This is a genomic window from Staphylococcus condimenti (assembly GCF_001618885.1).
In the GTDB taxonomy this organism is placed as follows: Bacteria; Bacillota; Bacilli; order Staphylococcales; family Staphylococcaceae; genus Staphylococcus; species Staphylococcus condimenti.
On sequence record NZ_CP015114.1, the window covers coordinates 1,953,386 to 1,970,339 of the forward strand.

The 16,954-nt window shown below is 35.7% G+C and carries 10 protein-coding genes; 8 read left to right on the forward strand and 2 right to left on the reverse strand.

Annotated elements, in window-relative coordinates; translation table 11 throughout:
* Window positions 1-232 precede the first annotated feature (232 nt).
* From A4G25_RS13140 to A4G25_RS09440, 8 genes are all read left to right on the forward strand, one after another.
* Window positions 233-5,410, forward strand: a complete 5,178-nt coding sequence (locus A4G25_RS13140) for an SdrD B-like domain-containing protein (protein ID WP_052766773.1) — start codon at window positions 233-235, stop codon at window positions 5,408-5,410.
* 515 nt (window positions 5,411-5,925) lie between these two features.
* Window positions 5,926-7,131 carry a DegT/DnrJ/EryC1/StrS family aminotransferase gene (locus A4G25_RS09410; RefSeq protein ID WP_047132595.1) on the forward strand — a complete coding sequence of 402 codons (1,206 nt, stop codon included), beginning with the start codon at window positions 5,926-5,928 and terminating at the stop codon, window positions 7,129-7,131.
* Window positions 7,128-8,237, forward strand: a complete 1,110-nt coding sequence (locus tag A4G25_RS09415) for an ATP-grasp domain-containing protein (protein WP_047132594.1) — start codon at window positions 7,128-7,130, stop codon at window positions 8,235-8,237. The genes A4G25_RS09410 and A4G25_RS09415 overlap by 4 nt, the downstream gene beginning before the upstream one ends.
* The gene (locus A4G25_RS09420; RefSeq protein ID WP_047132593.1) at window positions 8,238-9,149 is read left to right on the forward strand and encodes an NAD-dependent epimerase/dehydratase family protein; all 912 of its coding nucleotides are present in this window, start codon (window positions 8,238-8,240) and stop codon (window positions 9,147-9,149) included.
* Window positions 9,127-9,717 carry a sugar transferase gene (locus A4G25_RS09425; protein ID WP_047132628.1) on the forward strand — a complete coding sequence of 197 codons (591 nt, stop codon included), beginning with the start codon at window positions 9,127-9,129 and terminating at the stop codon, window positions 9,715-9,717. Before A4G25_RS09420 ends, A4G25_RS09425 begins: the two co-directional genes overlap by 23 nt.
* A gap of 18 nt (window positions 9,718-9,735) precedes the next feature.
* Window positions 9,736-11,001: a glycosyltransferase gene (locus A4G25_RS09430; RefSeq protein ID WP_047132592.1), complete on the forward strand. Its 1,266-nt coding sequence runs from the start codon at window positions 9,736-9,738 to the stop codon at window positions 10,999-11,001.
* A 303-nt stretch (window positions 11,002-11,304) separates the two neighbouring features.
* A complete protein-coding gene (locus A4G25_RS09435; RefSeq protein ID WP_232011959.1) occupies window positions 11,305-12,708 on the forward strand; it encodes an O-antigen polysaccharide polymerase Wzy family protein in 1,404 nt (467 codons plus the stop codon).
* 15 nt (window positions 12,709-12,723) lie between these two features.
* Window positions 12,724-14,271: an oligosaccharide flippase family protein gene (locus A4G25_RS09440; protein WP_047132590.1), complete on the forward strand. Its 1,548-nt coding sequence runs from the start codon at window positions 12,724-12,726 to the stop codon at window positions 14,269-14,271.
* An 86-nt stretch (window positions 14,272-14,357) separates the two neighbouring features.
* On the opposite strand, the gene A4G25_RS09445 is transcribed toward A4G25_RS09440, so the two are convergent.
* Window positions 14,358-16,181: an LTA synthase family protein gene (locus A4G25_RS09445; protein WP_047132589.1), complete on the reverse strand. Its 1,824-nt coding sequence runs from the start codon at window positions 16,179-16,181 to the stop codon at window positions 14,358-14,360.
* A 163-nt stretch (window positions 16,182-16,344) separates the two neighbouring features.
* Window positions 16,345-16,920: a TetR/AcrR family transcriptional regulator gene (locus A4G25_RS09450; RefSeq protein WP_047132588.1), complete on the reverse strand. Its 576-nt coding sequence runs from the start codon at window positions 16,918-16,920 to the stop codon at window positions 16,345-16,347.
* Between the last annotated feature and the right edge of the window lie 34 nt (window positions 16,921-16,954).

Here is a 16,954-nt window from a genome sequence, read left to right on the forward strand (position 1 = left end):
CTGGTTAAAAATACAAAAATTACAAATGGATAAAAATAATATATAAATTACCACTAGACAATTGTGAACTTTTAAGTGTAATTATCTTGAAGTTACTAAATTTAAAATTTAATAAGTGTGCTTCAGTAAAGTTTTCGTTAAATTATATTTAACACAACTGTTATTTGAAACTAGGGTTTATTGAAAATGTGATGAGTAACAAAAAATGGGAATTACAGGGGGAAATTTTTATATGAAAAAATTAGATTTTCTTCCTAATAGACAGAACAAATACTCTATTCGTAAATTTACGGTAGGAACTGCTTCTATCTTATTAGGGACAATGATGTTATTAGGTATTCAAGATGAGGCTAAAGCAGCTGAAACAACAACATCAAATACTGCGGAGAGCAACGATAGTTCATCAGAACAAGGAAATGGAGTTGGTTCTGATGCTAGTGGTGAAGTATTGGATTCAACAAAAACTACTCAGCTAAATCAACCAACTGAAAGTTCGACGGATGAGAACAACGGATTAAAGCAAGAAACAAATGCTGAAAGCAATGACGTTTCAACAGATCCGCAACCAAAAATTGAAGATACTTCAAATGTGAACTCAAGTCAAGTTGAAGAAATAACTTTAGATACTGCACCAACAAATGGTGGAAGTAATACAACAAACCCAACTACAAAAGAAAGTAATGAAAATTCTACGAATGATTTAACAAAACCAGCACCACCTTCTCCTGAGAATTCTACATCAAAACAAGCTACTTCTGAAAGCAAAACACCAGCACCGGCCATTGCGCCAATAACAGATGGAACTTCAAAAACAAATTCGCAACAAGCAGCAACTGACAAAAAAGTTGATAATACTCAAGTTAACACTGGAGATTCTAACGATACATCTTCAAATGATACAAAAATAGAAACTGATGCAACTAAACCAGTAACTACAAATGTTAAGGATAGTACAGTTTCGAACACTGATAATTCTAAATCAGGAGTTGAAACGATTAATTCAACTGCAGGAGCAAACGATCAATTAAATAAAAATAATCCGACAGGTCAAATTGAAAATAAAATTACAGCAGCAGATTCAGGTACAGCAGGTACAAATGGTACAAATGCAAATGACAGCCAAAGCAACCTTAATACATCATCAGGCTTGAATAGCCAAAGCAGTATTACAAATACTCGATCAAAACAACTTAAATTATTTAATGCATTAAAACAATCTTCTGATAATAAAGATGCGAATACAGTTACGACAACTGCTGAAACTGCATCTACATTGCGTACTGTGAGTTTTGTGGCAATGCCTAATAGTGTAACTACTCAAGCAGCTACAGGCGGTAACAACGTTGCGAATTTAGTAACAGTAACTAATATGAATGCAGTACCAATTAAAAATGATGGTACTGTACGTACAGTACCATATCAAGACACGAATACAACGCAAGAAGAGTTGTTTGCGACAAGCGGAGATGTTATTAAATTCACTGGTGATTTTGCAATCGCTGATGAAGTAAATGAAGGTGATTACATTACTTTAAGTTATGGTGATTATTTTAGACCAGGTAGTATTGAAACACCTCCTGCTGTAACTAATTTAGTTGATAACTCTGGGAAATTAGTTGCGACTGGTGTATATGATCAAGCTACAAATACGATTAAATATACGTTTACAAACTATGTAGATCAATTATCTAATATTACAGGTAGTTTTAATTTTTCAGCGTCTCCAAATAGATATACAGCGACAACTGATAAAACACCTTACCCATTCAATGTGACTATGGCAGGAGAAACATATAATAAAAATATTGTTGTTGATTATGGTAATAAAAATGGTGAGAGCAAAACGCAAACTGGTGCAAAAGAACCTTCTAAGCAAAATGTAACTGCAGTTACTGCATATGATACACAAAGTCAAGAATATAAAATGACGGCTTATATTAATCAATCAGATTTACCACTTAATGGCGCGAAATATAATGTGAACTTAACTGGTATGACGGGCATTAATGACGTAAAGATTTATTTGGTTAATGATGAGAGTCGTATGGTAGATAGTTTCGTGCCTGATGTAAGTGGTTTAACGCCTGTAACTAAAAACATTACTTATAATGCTGATAAGACTACAATGTCTATTGATTTAGGTAATATTAGTTCAACGCAAAAATATATTATCTTATATGATGCTGTTAAAGATAATAGTGCAAGTAATACAAGAAGAGTCGACAATACTTTAACATACACAGCAAATAATCTTAATCAAAGTGATCCTAATAACGTGGTACTTAGCGCATATGCAGAAAAAACAGAGGCTAGTGGTAATTTATATTCTTTAGGTGACTATGTTTGGTTTGATTCTAACAATAATGGCTTACAAGATTCAGGTGAAATACCAGCAAGTAATGTCACTGTTTATTTATATGACTCTAACAATATTAGACAAACAACAACTACAGATAGTAATGGACACTATCAATTTGATGGTTTGCAAAATGGAACATACACTGTTGAATTTGTACCGCCGAATGGTTACACAGCAACTATTTCTAATGTGAATAATAATGCAAATGATGATAAAGATTCTGACGGTTTGAAAGTAACAGCAACTATAAATGGAGCTGACAACTTTACTTATGATCTTGGTCTTGTAATGATACCTAAAACATATACTTTAGGTGATTATGTTTGGGAAGATACAAATAAAGACGGTATCCAAAATAACGGTGAATCAGGTATCGAAGGTGTGACAGTGACATTGACGAAACCGGATGGCACAACAGAAACGACAAAAACAGATGCGACAGGTCGTTATGAATTCACAGGCTTGGAAAACGGCGACTACACAGTGAAATTTGAGACGCCGGCAGGTTATGAACCGACGAAAGTGAATAACGGAGACGACACTTTGGATTCCGACGGCACGACAGTAACGGCAACAATCAACAATGCGGATAATCCGACAATCGACAGCGGCTTCTACAAACCGGTAACAGAACCGCCAAAAGAGCCGGCAACATATACTTTGGGCGATAAAGTGTGGGAAGATACAAACAAAGACGGCATCCAGAATTCGAATGAACTGGGCATCGAAGGTGTAAAAGCCACATTGACAAAACCGGATGGCACAACAGAAACGACAACAACAGATGCGGAAGGCCATTATGAATTTATAGGTTTGGAAAACGGCGACTATACGGTGATATTTGAAACACCGGAAGGTTATGAACCAACAGTTTCAAATAACGGAGACGATGCATTGGATTCCGACGGTACTACAGTAACCGCAACAATCAACAATGCGGATAATCCGACAATCGACAGCGGTTTCTTCAAACCGGTAACAGAACCGGAACAAACGCCGGCAACATATACATTAGGCGATAAAGTGTGGGAAGATACAAACCATGACGGTATCCAGAACTCGAATGAGCCGGGTATCGAAGGCGTGAAAGTGACATTGACGAAACCTGACGGTACAACAGAAACAACGACAACAGATAAAGACGGCCACTACGAATTCACAAATTTACCGAATGGCGATTACACAGTGACATTCGAAACACCGGAAGGTTATGAACCGACGGTTACAAATAATGGAGACGATGCATTGGATTCAGACGGCAGCACGGTTACAGTAACAATCAACAATGCAGATAATCCGACGATCGACAGCGGCTTCTACAAACCGGTAACAGAACCGGAACAAACGCCGGCAACATATACATTAGGCGATAAAGTGTGGGAAGATACAAACCATGACGGTATCCAGAACTCGAATGAGCCGGGTATCGAAGGCGTGAAAGTGACATTGACGAAACCTGACGGTACAACAGAAACAACGACAACAGATAAAGACGGCCACTACGAATTCACAGATTTACCGAACGGCGATTATACAGTGACATTCGAAACACCGGAAGGTTATGAACCGACGGTTACGAATAATGGAGACGATGCATTGGATTCAGACGGCAGCACGGTTACAGTAACAATCAACAATGCGGATAATCCGACAATCGACAGCGGTTTCTTTAAGCCGGTAACAGAACCGGAACAAAAACCGGCGACATACACTTTAGGCGATAAAGTATGGGAAGATACAAACCATGACGGCATCCAGAATTCAAATGAACCTGGTATCGCAGGTGTAACAGTGACGTTGACGAAACCTGACGGTACAACAGAAACAACAACAACAGATGAGAAGGGCCATTATGAATTTAAAGATTTACCGAACGGCGATTATACAGTGACATTCGAAACACCGGAAGGCTATGAACCGACGGTTCCGAATAATGGAGACGATCGTCAGGATTCTGATGGAACAACAGTAAAAGTAACAATCAACAATGCAGATAATCCGACAATCGACAGCGGTTTCTTTAAGCCGGTAACAGAACCGGAACAAACGCCAGCAACATATACTTTGGGCGATAAAGTATGGGAAGATACAAACCATGACGGCATCCAGAATTCGAATGAACCGGGCATCGAAGGCGTGAAAGTGACGTTGACGAAACCTGACGGTACAACAGAAACAACGACAACATATAAAGACGGCCATTATGAATTTAAAGATTTACCGAACGGCGATTATACAGTGACATTCGAAACACCGGAAGGCTATGAGCCGACGGTTCCGAATAATGGAGACGATCGTCAGGATTCTGATGGAACAACAGTAAAAGTAACAATCAACAATGCGGATAATCCAACAATAGATAGTGGTTTCCATAAGGTACCAGAGGAAACTACTCCGCCAGAAAATCCAAACAACCCGGATGAACCAAGCAATCCGGAAAATCCAAACAACCCGGATGAACCAAGCAATCCAGAAAATCCAAACAACCCGGATGAACCAAGTAATCCAGAAAACCCTAACAATCCGGATGAACCAAGCAATCCAGAAAACCCTAACAACCCGGATGAACCAAGCAATCCAGAAAATCCAAACAACCCGGATGAACCGAATAATCCAGAAAACCCTAACAACCCGGATGAACCGAATAATCCAGAAAACCCTAACAACCCGGATGAACCAAGTAATCCAGAAAATCCAAACAATCCGGATGAACCGAACAACCCAGAAAAACCTGGTCAACCAAATAATCCAAATGAACCAAGTAATCCAGGTACACCTGACCAGCCAAATCATTTAACATCTGGTTATTCTAACTCATTTGTTACTGTTTCAGCTCCAGTTCAAGGAAGCACTGATCATCTAACTTCACATAATATGAATGGTGGAGAAAAAGCCTTGAATAGTTCTGATAACGAAAAAGGTAATAAAGAAGAAGCTTTACCTGAAACAGGTTCTAATGAGGCAAATGGAACATTATTCGGATCATTAATTGCAGGATTAGGCGCACTCTTCTTGCTTGGAAGAAAACGTCGTAAGGAAGACAGAAAATAATTCAAATTGTCAAAGTGAGTTATAATCATTTTCTGAAAGTATAAAATTGAATTTTAGCGCCCCTCATATGAGGGGCGTTTTTTTATAATAGTTCAGAGATTCTAACTAAAAATATGAAAACTAATGAAATGTAAACAATATTTTATTTGAGTTATGAATATTTCGAAGTAATATTTGAAAACTTCGGCGGCAGCAGTATTGTAAATAAAGTGTAAATATTGTTAACAGAAGTTTGACTATTTAAGTGAATGATTAAAATTTTATTAGTTTACATTTAGATTTGTTAAATAATAATTTTGATTATCAATAATGATTGAATACTTTTTATTAAATAGACTATACTGTTACTAAATTAAACATATATTTAGTACGGAAAGAATCAGTGTTTTTATTTACCTGCACCATGTTTTGAATTGAATTATAACTTCCGTACCTTTAGTTAAAACATCTTTGAATCAACACATGAATATGAACAATAAACTTTTTAAAGAGAGAATTCAAAGGAGAAGATAGCAATGCATATACCATTTAGTCCGCCGCAAATCTCTGAAGATGCTATTAACAGTGTAGTTGAAACATTAAGAAGTGGTTGGATCACTACAGGACCGAAAACAAAGGAATTTGAGGATGCTTTAACAAAATATATGGGTACACAAGGTACAGTTTGTATGAATTCTGCTACTGCAGCATTAGAGATGACATTGCGTTTGTTAGGAATAGGACCTGGTGATGAAGTCATTACATCTGCATATACATATACAGCTTCTGCCTCAGTTATTGATCATGTAGGTGCCAAAATTGTGTTAGTTGATACTCAAAAAGAATCATTAGAAATGGATTATCAACAATTAGAAGATAAAGTCACAGAAAATACGAAAGCTATTATCCCTGTAGATATTGCAGGACAGTTATGTGATTATGAAAAAATCTTTGATATTGCTGAACGTAAACAGGCATTATTCTCTACAGATAATGAGGTACACCAAAAATTAAATCGAATTGCCGTTATTGATGATGGTGCACATTCATTCGGAGCCAAAAAAGGTGATATTCGAAGTGGTCGCTTTGCAGACTTTACTACATTTTCATTCCATGCAGTTAAAAACTTAACAACTGCTGAAGGCGGTGCTGTGACTTGGACTGAAGATTATACGAAGTATGGCATTGATATCGCTAAAAGATTTAAAACTTCTATCTTGCATGGTCAAAGTAAAGATGCTTTTTCCAAAATGCAAAAGGGAAATTGGGAATATGATATCGAACAGTTAGGATACAAATTTAATATGACAGATATTAATGCGGCAATCGGCTTAGATCAATTAGAAAAGTACGAAGAGAACTTAAAGCGCCGTAAAGAAATCGTAAAGTTTTATGAAGCCCATTTAAACCCTGAATTATTAACGACACTGAAACATTTTGATAATGATAAAGAATCAAGTTGCCACTTATATTTAACATGGATAAAAGGTGCCTCAGAAGAAAAGCGTAATGAAATCATTACTCAATTAGCTGAAGCAGGTATTGCAACTAATGTGCACTATAAGCCGTTGCCATTATTTACAGCTTATAAAAATTATGGGTTTGATATTAAAGATTTTCCAAATGCTTATGCACATTACCAAAATGAATTGTCTTTACCAATTTACCCACAACTGACAAACGAAGAGATCGAATATGTCGTCAAACACGTGAACCAAGCAGTAAGTGAGGTTTTAATATGAAGAAAATATTAATTCTAGGTGTAGCACCTGTCCAAGCTGAAGCCATAGAAAAATTAAATGATATGGGATATGAAACTTATGCGATTGCGATGAAGAAAGACGGACCGGGTGCAGATGCAGCGCAGCATTTTGAAGAAATTAATATTATCGATGAACAGGCAGTAAGCCAATATATTAAAGATAATCAAATCGATGCAGTATATTCTGTAGGTTCAGATTTAGCGATGCCAGTAGCTAATAAACTTTCTGAAGCATTAAACTTACCGCATTTTGTCAGTTATGAGACTGCTTACGCATGTAACCATAAAGATGAGATGCGCCAACGTACAAATGGGATTACAGGATCAGTTCCTTTTGAAATCACACAAAATGCAGATTATCAAACTGAAATTGATTATCCTGTTTTTGTTAAACCGACAGATGGACAGGGACAACGAGGTATTTCATTAGTTGAAACAAAAGAAGCGTTACCAAATGCAATTAGAAAAGCAATTGAAAATTCGCGTGAAGGTTCAGCGATTATTGAACGTTATATTGATGGATATGAAATCAGTGTAAACGGATATGTAGTTGATGGAAAATTACAGTTCACTCTAGTTTCTATGCGTGAGACTTGGCCGCAACATCCAGGTCTTATTCATAAACACGTGATTGATCCTGAAGTAAAGTTTCCAATGTACTCTATTGAAGCAGCAATTCAAGCACATTTAGAAACGCTTCAAATAGATAATGGACCTGTTTATGCACAAGTTAAAGTGATGAATGATGAAGCGTTTATCATTGAAATTACACCACGATTTGATGGGTGTCATATGCACAAATTGATTCAATATTATAACGAAGATGATTTACTGGATAAAACGTTTAAACATCTTTTAGAAAACCAAAAACCTTCTTTTTCAAAAGAAGGAGAAGTTCAGCCCGTTGTTTTAGAGTTCATGTGTGAAACTCCGAATCAAACAATTGACTATAATCAATTCAAAACACCTGAAGGTACAGTGGAGTCTTACCGTTATTATAATCAAGGTGATATGATTCGCCCCGTGAATGGTGTTTATGACAAAGTCGGATTTTATATCTATCCTTTGAAAAAGGAGGAAATCTAGATGGCTTTTCGTATTACGGGCGGAACAGGTCTGTTAGGCCGTTATTTTACAAAAGTACTTCAAGAACATGGCAGTGACTATACGGTACTTTCGCGTAAACCAGAAACACAAGGTGTAGATCCGCATCGTATACAGACGGATTATTCCAAAGCGTCTTTAGAAACCATATTTCAAGGAAATGATGTCATCGTTCATTTAGCAGGAGGCAGAGGGCCACAGCAAGATATCAGTGCTTATACTGAAGAATTGCAATTGGCTCAGAATATATTTGAAGCAGCTCAAGCTAAGCAGTGTAAAAAAGTAATTGTAGCTTCATCGATTTCTGTATATGCAGATCCTGATACATTACCATGGCATGAAAACTCCGCAGCAGATGATGTGCCTAAATCATTATATGGGCTGAATAAGAAATATATTGAAGCTTTAGCAGAATATTATGCAACGCGCTTTGGATTAGATGTTGTTTGTTTACGTTTTTCACATTTGTTCGGTGCAAATGAGAAAAACAATTACATGATTAATTACTTTATGCGTTTAGCGTATTTAGGTAAACCTTTAACTGTTATGGGTGCAAGCGATGTACAACGTGAATTTTTATATGCTAAAGATGCAGCGCAAGCTATCTGGCAAGCAAGCCAACATGATACAAAATCATTGGTTTTAAATGTAAAGGGTAGTGAATCTCTGACAAATTTAGAAGTTGCTGAATCAATTAATACAGCATTCAATAACCGCACACCTATAAACCGTAAAGATAAAGATGTTTCAGATTTCTTTACGCCATCTTATATGGATGGTACGCGAGCTGAAGAAGAAATTGCTTATTCACCTTATTATCAATTTTCAGAAGCTTTGCAAGAAATTTATCGGGAAATGGAGCTGCTTGATGATGAATTACCAGAAAAATATTAAAAGAATGCTAGATATTATATTGTTTATCGCTTTGCTGCCGATACTTATTTTAGTTGCTTTGCCAGTGAGCTTTGCAATCAAATCAGAAGATCGTGGCAGTATTTTATATAACGGTAAACGTTTAGGTGAAGGTATGCTTCCATTCAAGATGCATAAATTCAGAACAATGAAAGAAAATGCAGCTGATATCCGTAATGAGGACGGCAGTACATTTAATAGTGATAATGACCCACGCGTAACTAATATTGGACGTTTTTTACGTAAATCAAGCGTGGATGAATTGCCTCAATTATTAAATGTTTTAAAAGGTGACATGAGTTTTGTGGGACCGCGTCCAAGTCCGCTTGGAAATGAAGCACGCTATCCTGATTATTATAAAGAGAAGTTTCATGTGAAACCTGGAATTACAGGTTTGACACAAGCTTTGCTCAGAAATAGTGCTTCTATGGAAGAACGTATGCGTTTAGACGCATTTTACGCTCAAAATGTTGGTTTCAAAATGGATGCATTTATTATTTACAAAACGATAGCGACTGTTTTATTGCAGAAAAATATTAATCAGAAATAGAAGGGTAAGGAAAATCCAATGCAAAAAGAACTGATTCTGTTGACGAACTATTTCCCCTATTATAAAGGCGAGGAATATTTAGAAGAAGAAATTGATTATCTTGCAGACGAATTTGACCATATCACTGTCATACCGACTATGGTAAGCCCGTCAATGAAATTAACACGTGATTTACCGGATACTGCGACTGTTTTAGATCTTCCTTTTCCGCAAGGCTTAAAAAATAAAGCTGTTAACTTTTTAAAGACAGCGCCGCATATTATGTTGAATAGAAGACGTTTACAAGAGATTGGCAAGAATGCAGGTTCATTAAATCCTTACAAGTGGTTATATAATTTATATTTTGAATCACGTACAGATGCTATATACCATGATTTGATTCATTCAGGACTTTTGCCTGAAAACAATCCTGATACACAGATTTATTTATATAGTTATTGGTTCTATATTACAGCGAATTTAGGTACAAAATTAAAGTATGATTATTATGGCGATACTTCAATCCCTTTAATTTCTCGAGGTCATGGTTATGATGTGAATGATTATATTAAACCATTTAGTTTCTTACCGATGCGTAAAGGTATGTTGTCACGTGTAGACGCACTTTATCCTGTATCTGATATGAGCAGTCAATATTTACAGAAAAAATTTCCTGCTTATAGCGATAAAATTGAAACAAGACGTTTAGGTGTAGGAAAGGGTGATTTCCAAGTTTCTGAACGTGATCCTATGTTGATTGTAAGTTGTTCAACCATTCGTCAGTTAAAACGTTTGGACATTATTGTTGATGCTTTGGCTCAATTGAATCAATCAGGTTATGTATTTAAATGGGTGCATATCGGTGATGGTCCAGATGCAGAAAAAATTGAAGCACGTGCTAAAGAAAAGTTGAACGCAGATGAATATGAGTTTATCGGACGCTTGCCGAATAAAGAAGTAAGACAATGGTATCATGATCATAACCCTTCTTTATTTGTAAATACATCAGAATCAGAAGGTGTCCCTGTTTCTGTTATGGAAGCTATGGCAAATGCGATTCCAGTAGTAGCTTCAGATGTAGGCGGAACTGCTGAAATCGTAAAACCTAAACAAAATGGTCTGCTGATTGGATCTGAGTTGAGTGTTGATGAAACTGCTGCAGCTATTGAAGATTTCATTCAAATGTCTAATGAAGACTATTTGCGTTATGCTGAAGGCGCTTATCAGACATGGAAAGATTTAAGTGATTCCGAAACTCTGTATACAGTGTTTGCTCAAGAATTAGCAGAAAAAGGTATGAAGTAAAGCTGTTTTTTATAGCGAAGTGCGGCTATACGGCATTGGAGAGGCAGGATGGGATGATGGTGGAAAAATGTAGAGAACATTTTTGATGTATGGATTAGTATGAATGCTTATGCGAGAAGCGGTTGTCTTATTGAGATAAAACATTAATCTAATACTAACAACATCACCTATGATAGAACTATAAAATTAGCAGTAAAAATGTAACACTCGAATTATAAAGAAAAACAAAAAGTAATGAATCAGTGAGTAGGTGGGAGTTTGGCCAGATTATTAAGATGGAGTGTGCTTAGTGCAGCAGTGATAGTGCTCGCATTGGGAATTATATTCTCAAATATCAATTTGCTATTTAGCGCGCTCCTGTTATTTTTTCTGAACAATATTATATATGGATTTGAATCGTTCAACCAGCGGGTCATTTTCTTTATGTTTAATGTGACCTTCTTTGTTTTCTTAATGGGGAGAATGGTTGTCAGTCAACTCTTCCACTATAAAGAAGACCAATTCAAATTGCTGGGAACATATTTCACAGATCAATCCACAATTATTAGTATTTTAATTATGCTGAGTTTGAGTCTATTTTGTCTGTTTTTAGGATATGCCTTATTAGATCGAAACATTCATCGCAGTTTCGAAAATTTTGTTCCGACAGAGACAGATTATATCAAAAATATACGTTTGGTCAGTTTAATTGTTTTTGCGATTGCAATTGTATTTAAATTGATTTACTTAGCAGGCGCAATTCAAGCTTCACAATCGTTAGGATATTATGCATATTTCTCAACATTTAAATCTAGCTTGCCTGGACCAATGGTGCTGATCAGCAGAATGTTTCCTATAGCATTCTTTGTTTATTTAGCTACACTGCCCGCTATTAAACGCGCATGGATACCTATTTTGGCGTATCTGTTCGTAGATGGGTTATCTGTTTTAACAGGCTCACGCTCTGATTTTATGTTAGATGTATTGATTTTGTTTATCTATTTCTGTTATCGAAATCAAATTGCTAAACGTACACATACTAAAAAATGGTTTGGTAAAAAAACATTAGTGACAGGAATCATCGCGGCACCAGTATTGTTAGCTTTAATGAATTTTGTGGGAAATAATCGCGGCAGCACATCTACGAGCAGCAGCTCGGTTTTAGATTCATTAATGTCATTCTTTTTCTCACAAGGTATTAGTGTTAATGTTATTGGTTATACAATTGAAAAGGCTAAAGATATTCCAGATAAAATTTATACAATCGGTCCTTTGACAGAATATGTGAAATTCAATATCTGGGGTAACCTAACTGGCGGGCAAGGCGGTTGGTCAGGCCAATCAGTAGATCGTGCTTTGGAAGGCTATCAATACTCTCATACAATTTCATATGTCATAATGAAAGACTTATATCTGAAAGGTGTCGGATATGGTTCGAGTTTTGTAGCAGAGCTGTATCACGATTTCGGGTATGTCGGCATCATTATTGGCAGCATGATTATTGGATTGTTGATTGGATATTTCACTAAAATGTTGACGGCTAAGCATATTATCGTTATTGCAATCGCTTTGATTATGGCTAGAATGATTTTGTTTATTCCTCGTGCCAGTACGATTGCGTTTATTATTGATACATTCTCGCCAGCGAACATCTTCACAGCTATCGTGATTTTTGCCGGAGAACGTGTGTTAAGACCTTATCTCAATCGCAAAAGGAAAAAATCATAATCGGGAGCTAATATTATGAATCAAAGAAGAGCTGGAGCAATCATATCCTACATATCCATATTCGGAAATATATTAGTGGCGGTGTTATATACACCGTTCTTTATCCGTACGCTTGGTACTTCCGAATATGGGTTATACAACTTAGTCCTTTCATTCTTAGTATATTTGAATATCATGGACCTTTCTTTTGGAAATACGATTGCTAAATATTTATCACAAAACCGAGTGAACGGTTCTAAAGAACAAGAGTCTCGTATCCTTGGTAATATTTTAAATATCTATTTTCTGTGCTCGCTCATTGTCGGACTCATGGGCGTGATTTTGTATTTTAACGCAGATGCAATTTTCGGTCAGTCTCTTGCACCGAAGCAATTGTCTGAGTTAAAGCTGATGTTGATTTTTATTATTATCAACATTATGATTTCGTTCTATCCAGGGATATTCAATGGTATCTTGCAAGCATATGAGTATTTTGCGATTGCTAAAACGATGTTATTAATCCGTGTGGTTGCACCCTCTATTATTGCAACACCATTTTTATTGATGGGATATGGTGCTGTTACAATTATCGTGATTACATTAAGTGTTAACTTTGCATGTTTAGTCATTGGAATGATTTTATGCCGATCTCGTGTGAAAATTAGATTTGATTGGCGTGGCTCTGTAAATATCACGAGCTTAGTGCAGCAAAAAGAACTGAATGTATATCTCGGTTTAGTACTCGTTTCAATAGCGATTGAGCAATTGACATTAAATTTTGGCCAAATGATATTAGGGGCAATCAATGGGACAGTAGCAGTTGCGATATTTGTAATTGCAGTTCAATTCGTAAAAATCTTCCAGCAATTTGCGACATCTATTAATAATGTAACTTTCCCGCGGTTTTCGATGTTGGTTGTTGAAGGTGCAAATAATCATGTGTTATTAAAAGAAATGACACGTATCAGTCGAATCCAATTGATTGTTTTGACATTCATCCTATCAGGATTTGTGATATTCGGAGAGAACTTCATTGTGATATGGGCAGGACAAGATTTCAGACCTGCTTATATTATGACTGTGGTATTGATGTTCACAATTACTTTCCAACTTTCACAATTGCCAGCAGTCAGTATTATTCAAGCCCATAACCGTCAAACTTTCCGATTTATTGTTTTGGCAATAACATTGATTATTGCGATTGCAGGTGCAGTGATAACTGCTCCTCAATATAGTGGTTATGGTGTTTCATTATCTATTGGTATCTTCAGTTTCTTGGGTTATACATTAGTAATGAACGTTTATTACCATAGAAAAATCGGTTTGGATATGTATAAATTCTGGCTGGAAATGGGCAAAATATGGTTGCCGATGATTATCATCACAGCTGCGTATTATTTTGTTTATCAATGGATTGCAAATAGTTTTGGTAAAGGGTTAGTCATTTTGGGCATTAATATTATTGTATATTCATTGTTATACTCTGTAGTATTATGGACATTTATTATGAGTGATAGTGAGAAGAAAATAGCATATCATGTCTTCAATCGCTTTAATCCAAAAAGAAATAGCAATGCACATTAAAATTATCAGGTGAATATAATAAACTCCCTATAAGTACTCGCTCAATAGAGTGAACACAGTATAGGGAGTTTTTAATATATGTTTAATTATTTTGCCTTTTTCTCTGATACAAACTCTTTATCATAATAATTACTGCGAATGCTTAATTCTTTATCGAATTTTTTGAAACCATCACGCTCAATAAGAGTAGGTTTTTTCGAGAAGAAATCTGTACCTAAGCCAAGTCGATGTCCTTTTATTTCAACACCCATTGCTGAAAGCGTAGTTGGGTAGAAATCAAGTGGCGCATATTGACGGTCTATAGTTTTATTAGGCTTCACAGCAGGATTCAAAATCAGATTGAACACAGTACGATTATATTTCGGATCAAAGTTTTTAAAGAATTTTTTATCCATACTGCGGTGATCACCTGTAATCACAACCGTTGTATCCTCATAGAAAGGTTGGGCTTGAATCCACTTAATAAAGTTCACAGCTTCTTTATCCGAATATGAGATAACGTTAGCATATTGATTCTTATGCGGTGTCGGTGCGTTTTTTGAAAGATAGCCGTCAGGGAAATGTGTGTCTGCTGTTTCCATTGTGAAGTTGAAAGGTTTGCCTTCTTTAGAGAGGCGTGTGATTTCATCTTTAGCAAATTTATAAAGCTTATCATCTTCGAATCCCCACCATACATTATAATCTTTCGGGATTAATTTTTGATTACGCGCATATTTTACATCGAAAATTTTGTAATGCCCATGTGTTGTAAAGTAGGTTGTTAAACCACCGAAATCAGCATCTGCACCAAACATAATTGTTTGGTTGTAACCTTCTTTATGCAAGATATCTCCGATACCGACTGCGCCAGGCAAGAAGTAACCTGATTTACCATAGCTGTTACCATTCATTGGTATTTTGAGCGGAATTCCCATTCCCATGTTGACCATACCAGCAACAGACCAACCAGAACCATATATTTGTTGCGGGCCTCCTAGAGATTTATCTGTATTAGAAAAATGTACGCCTTCATCTGATAATTTTGTCAGATTAGGAATTAAATTTTCATCCATATAGCCGCCAAGTTCTTTTGAGGCATAAGAATTTTCCATTGATTCTAAGTAAATATGAATTAAATTACGTTTTTTCTCAGGAAATTTCAGTTGTGCTTTTTCATCTGTAACATAATTATTTTCAATGTATTTCGAGTCTTGGTTATATGCTTGATAAACTTCCGGTAATTTCAATTTATTTGAACCATAGAAAAGACCAGATACTAAAACTGCAGTTGCTACAATTAATAAACAAAAGCGAATAGTTGAGCGTTTAATAAATGTTTTTATATTCTTAGCAGTTTCCCATTGGAAGTTGAATCGGTTAAAGGCGATTAAAAAGAGCAGCGGCAGAGAATAAAACACTGCTTTTAAAATCGGTCCTTTAATCATCGCACCTGTCATATCATCACTTGTACCTTTAATAGGTGAATTTAAATTGAATAAAAACTGTTCGGGCGTGATATTACCGAAGAAATCAATGAACCAGTCTGCGAAAAAGACAGCGAGCAAACCGATAACAGTAAATAAGACAATAATAATGTTAATGATTGAATCTGTCCAAACGCGTTTTGGTGCTTGATATTCAAATTGCAGACGACGGTTTAAGACAGCTTGAATCACTAATAAAATGATACCGATCGCACATGCCAAAAGAATATATTTTAATGCAAATGATGTCTGATAAAGTCTCGATACTAAGCTATTTGGCTTATGTAAATAAAAAATTAAAATACCGATAGTGCTGAAATTAATAAAAATAGTATAGAAAAAGAAGGAAGTTACCCATTTAAAAATGGAAACCTTACGTCGAATAAATAAGCAATCAAGTACGGTGAAAATAATACCGATAGCGAGATAAATAGCGTATTGAATCATGATAGTTTTTTCTGCTCCTTATATAGATGTTGGTGATTCTAATGTCATTCTCATAATAGATAGTTGATAATATATAATTTTACTATTGAAATATAAACTTGTCATTAAGAATATTGAAAAGAAAGCAAAAAAATAGTACAGCTCGTTTAAGCTGCACTATTCACTAAACATCTTTAATTCTGATATTAACGAGTTTATTGAACATCTCGTCTAATTTTTCTAATGAAACTTTTGAACCTGTCTTAGAATCCACTGGATAACATTCATTTATATTATTCCATTCTCCCATTGCCTGAATCGTAGCTTCAAAAACACGTGCCACTAAATCGATAGGGATATCACTGTCAACTTCAATTTTATCTTGATTATCTTTTATATCTTGACGCAATTTTTCGATGAAAATAGAAGCTCCTGTTTCAAAGAATTTAGGGTCATGCTTTTGTTTCTCGCTGATCTTAGTGATAGGAAAATCAATAAAAGTTGCGATAGATTGAAACGGTTGATGAATACGATCGCGTAAATCTTTTTCGAAATAGTCTTTTGTAATATTTTGGAGTAAATAAGACAGCAAGTCATATTTATCATAAAAATGTTTATAGAAAGTTGTACGGTGTACTAAAGCTTCGTCACAAATCATATTAACTGTTATTGAAGAAAACATTGTGCTTTCTAATAGTGTAAATAAAGATTCAGATAAAGCACGTTTGGTTTTAATCACTCTTAAATCTGTCGGATTCAAATCTACAATTCCTCCTTAGTGTAGTTTAGCCCTA

Excerpts from the sequence above, each read along its gene's own strand:
- A4G25_RS13140 (WP_052766773.1), top strand. The coding sequence starts at position 233 with ATGAAAAAATTAGATTTTCTTCCTAATAGACAGAACAAATACTCTATT.
- A4G25_RS09410 (WP_047132595.1), top strand. The coding sequence starts at position 5,926 with ATGCATATACCATTTAGTCCGCCGCAAATCTCTGAAGATGCTATTAAC.
- A4G25_RS09415 (WP_047132594.1), top strand. The coding sequence starts at position 7,128 with ATGAAGAAAATATTAATTCTAGGTGTAGCACCTGTCCAAGCTGAAGCC.
- A4G25_RS09420 (WP_047132593.1), top strand. The coding sequence starts at position 8,238 with ATGGCTTTTCGTATTACGGGCGGAACAGGTCTGTTAGGCCGTTATTTT.
- A4G25_RS09425 (WP_047132628.1), top strand. The coding sequence starts at position 9,127 with ATGAATTACCAGAAAAATATTAAAAGAATGCTAGATATTATATTGTTT.
- A4G25_RS09430 (WP_047132592.1), top strand. The coding sequence starts at position 9,736 with ATGCAAAAAGAACTGATTCTGTTGACGAACTATTTCCCCTATTATAAA.
- A4G25_RS09440 (WP_047132590.1), top strand. The coding sequence starts at position 12,724 with ATGAATCAAAGAAGAGCTGGAGCAATCATATCCTACATATCCATATTC.
- A4G25_RS09445 (WP_047132589.1), bottom strand. The coding sequence starts at position 16,181 with ATGATTCAATACGCTATTTATCTCGCTATCGGTATTATTTTCACCGTA.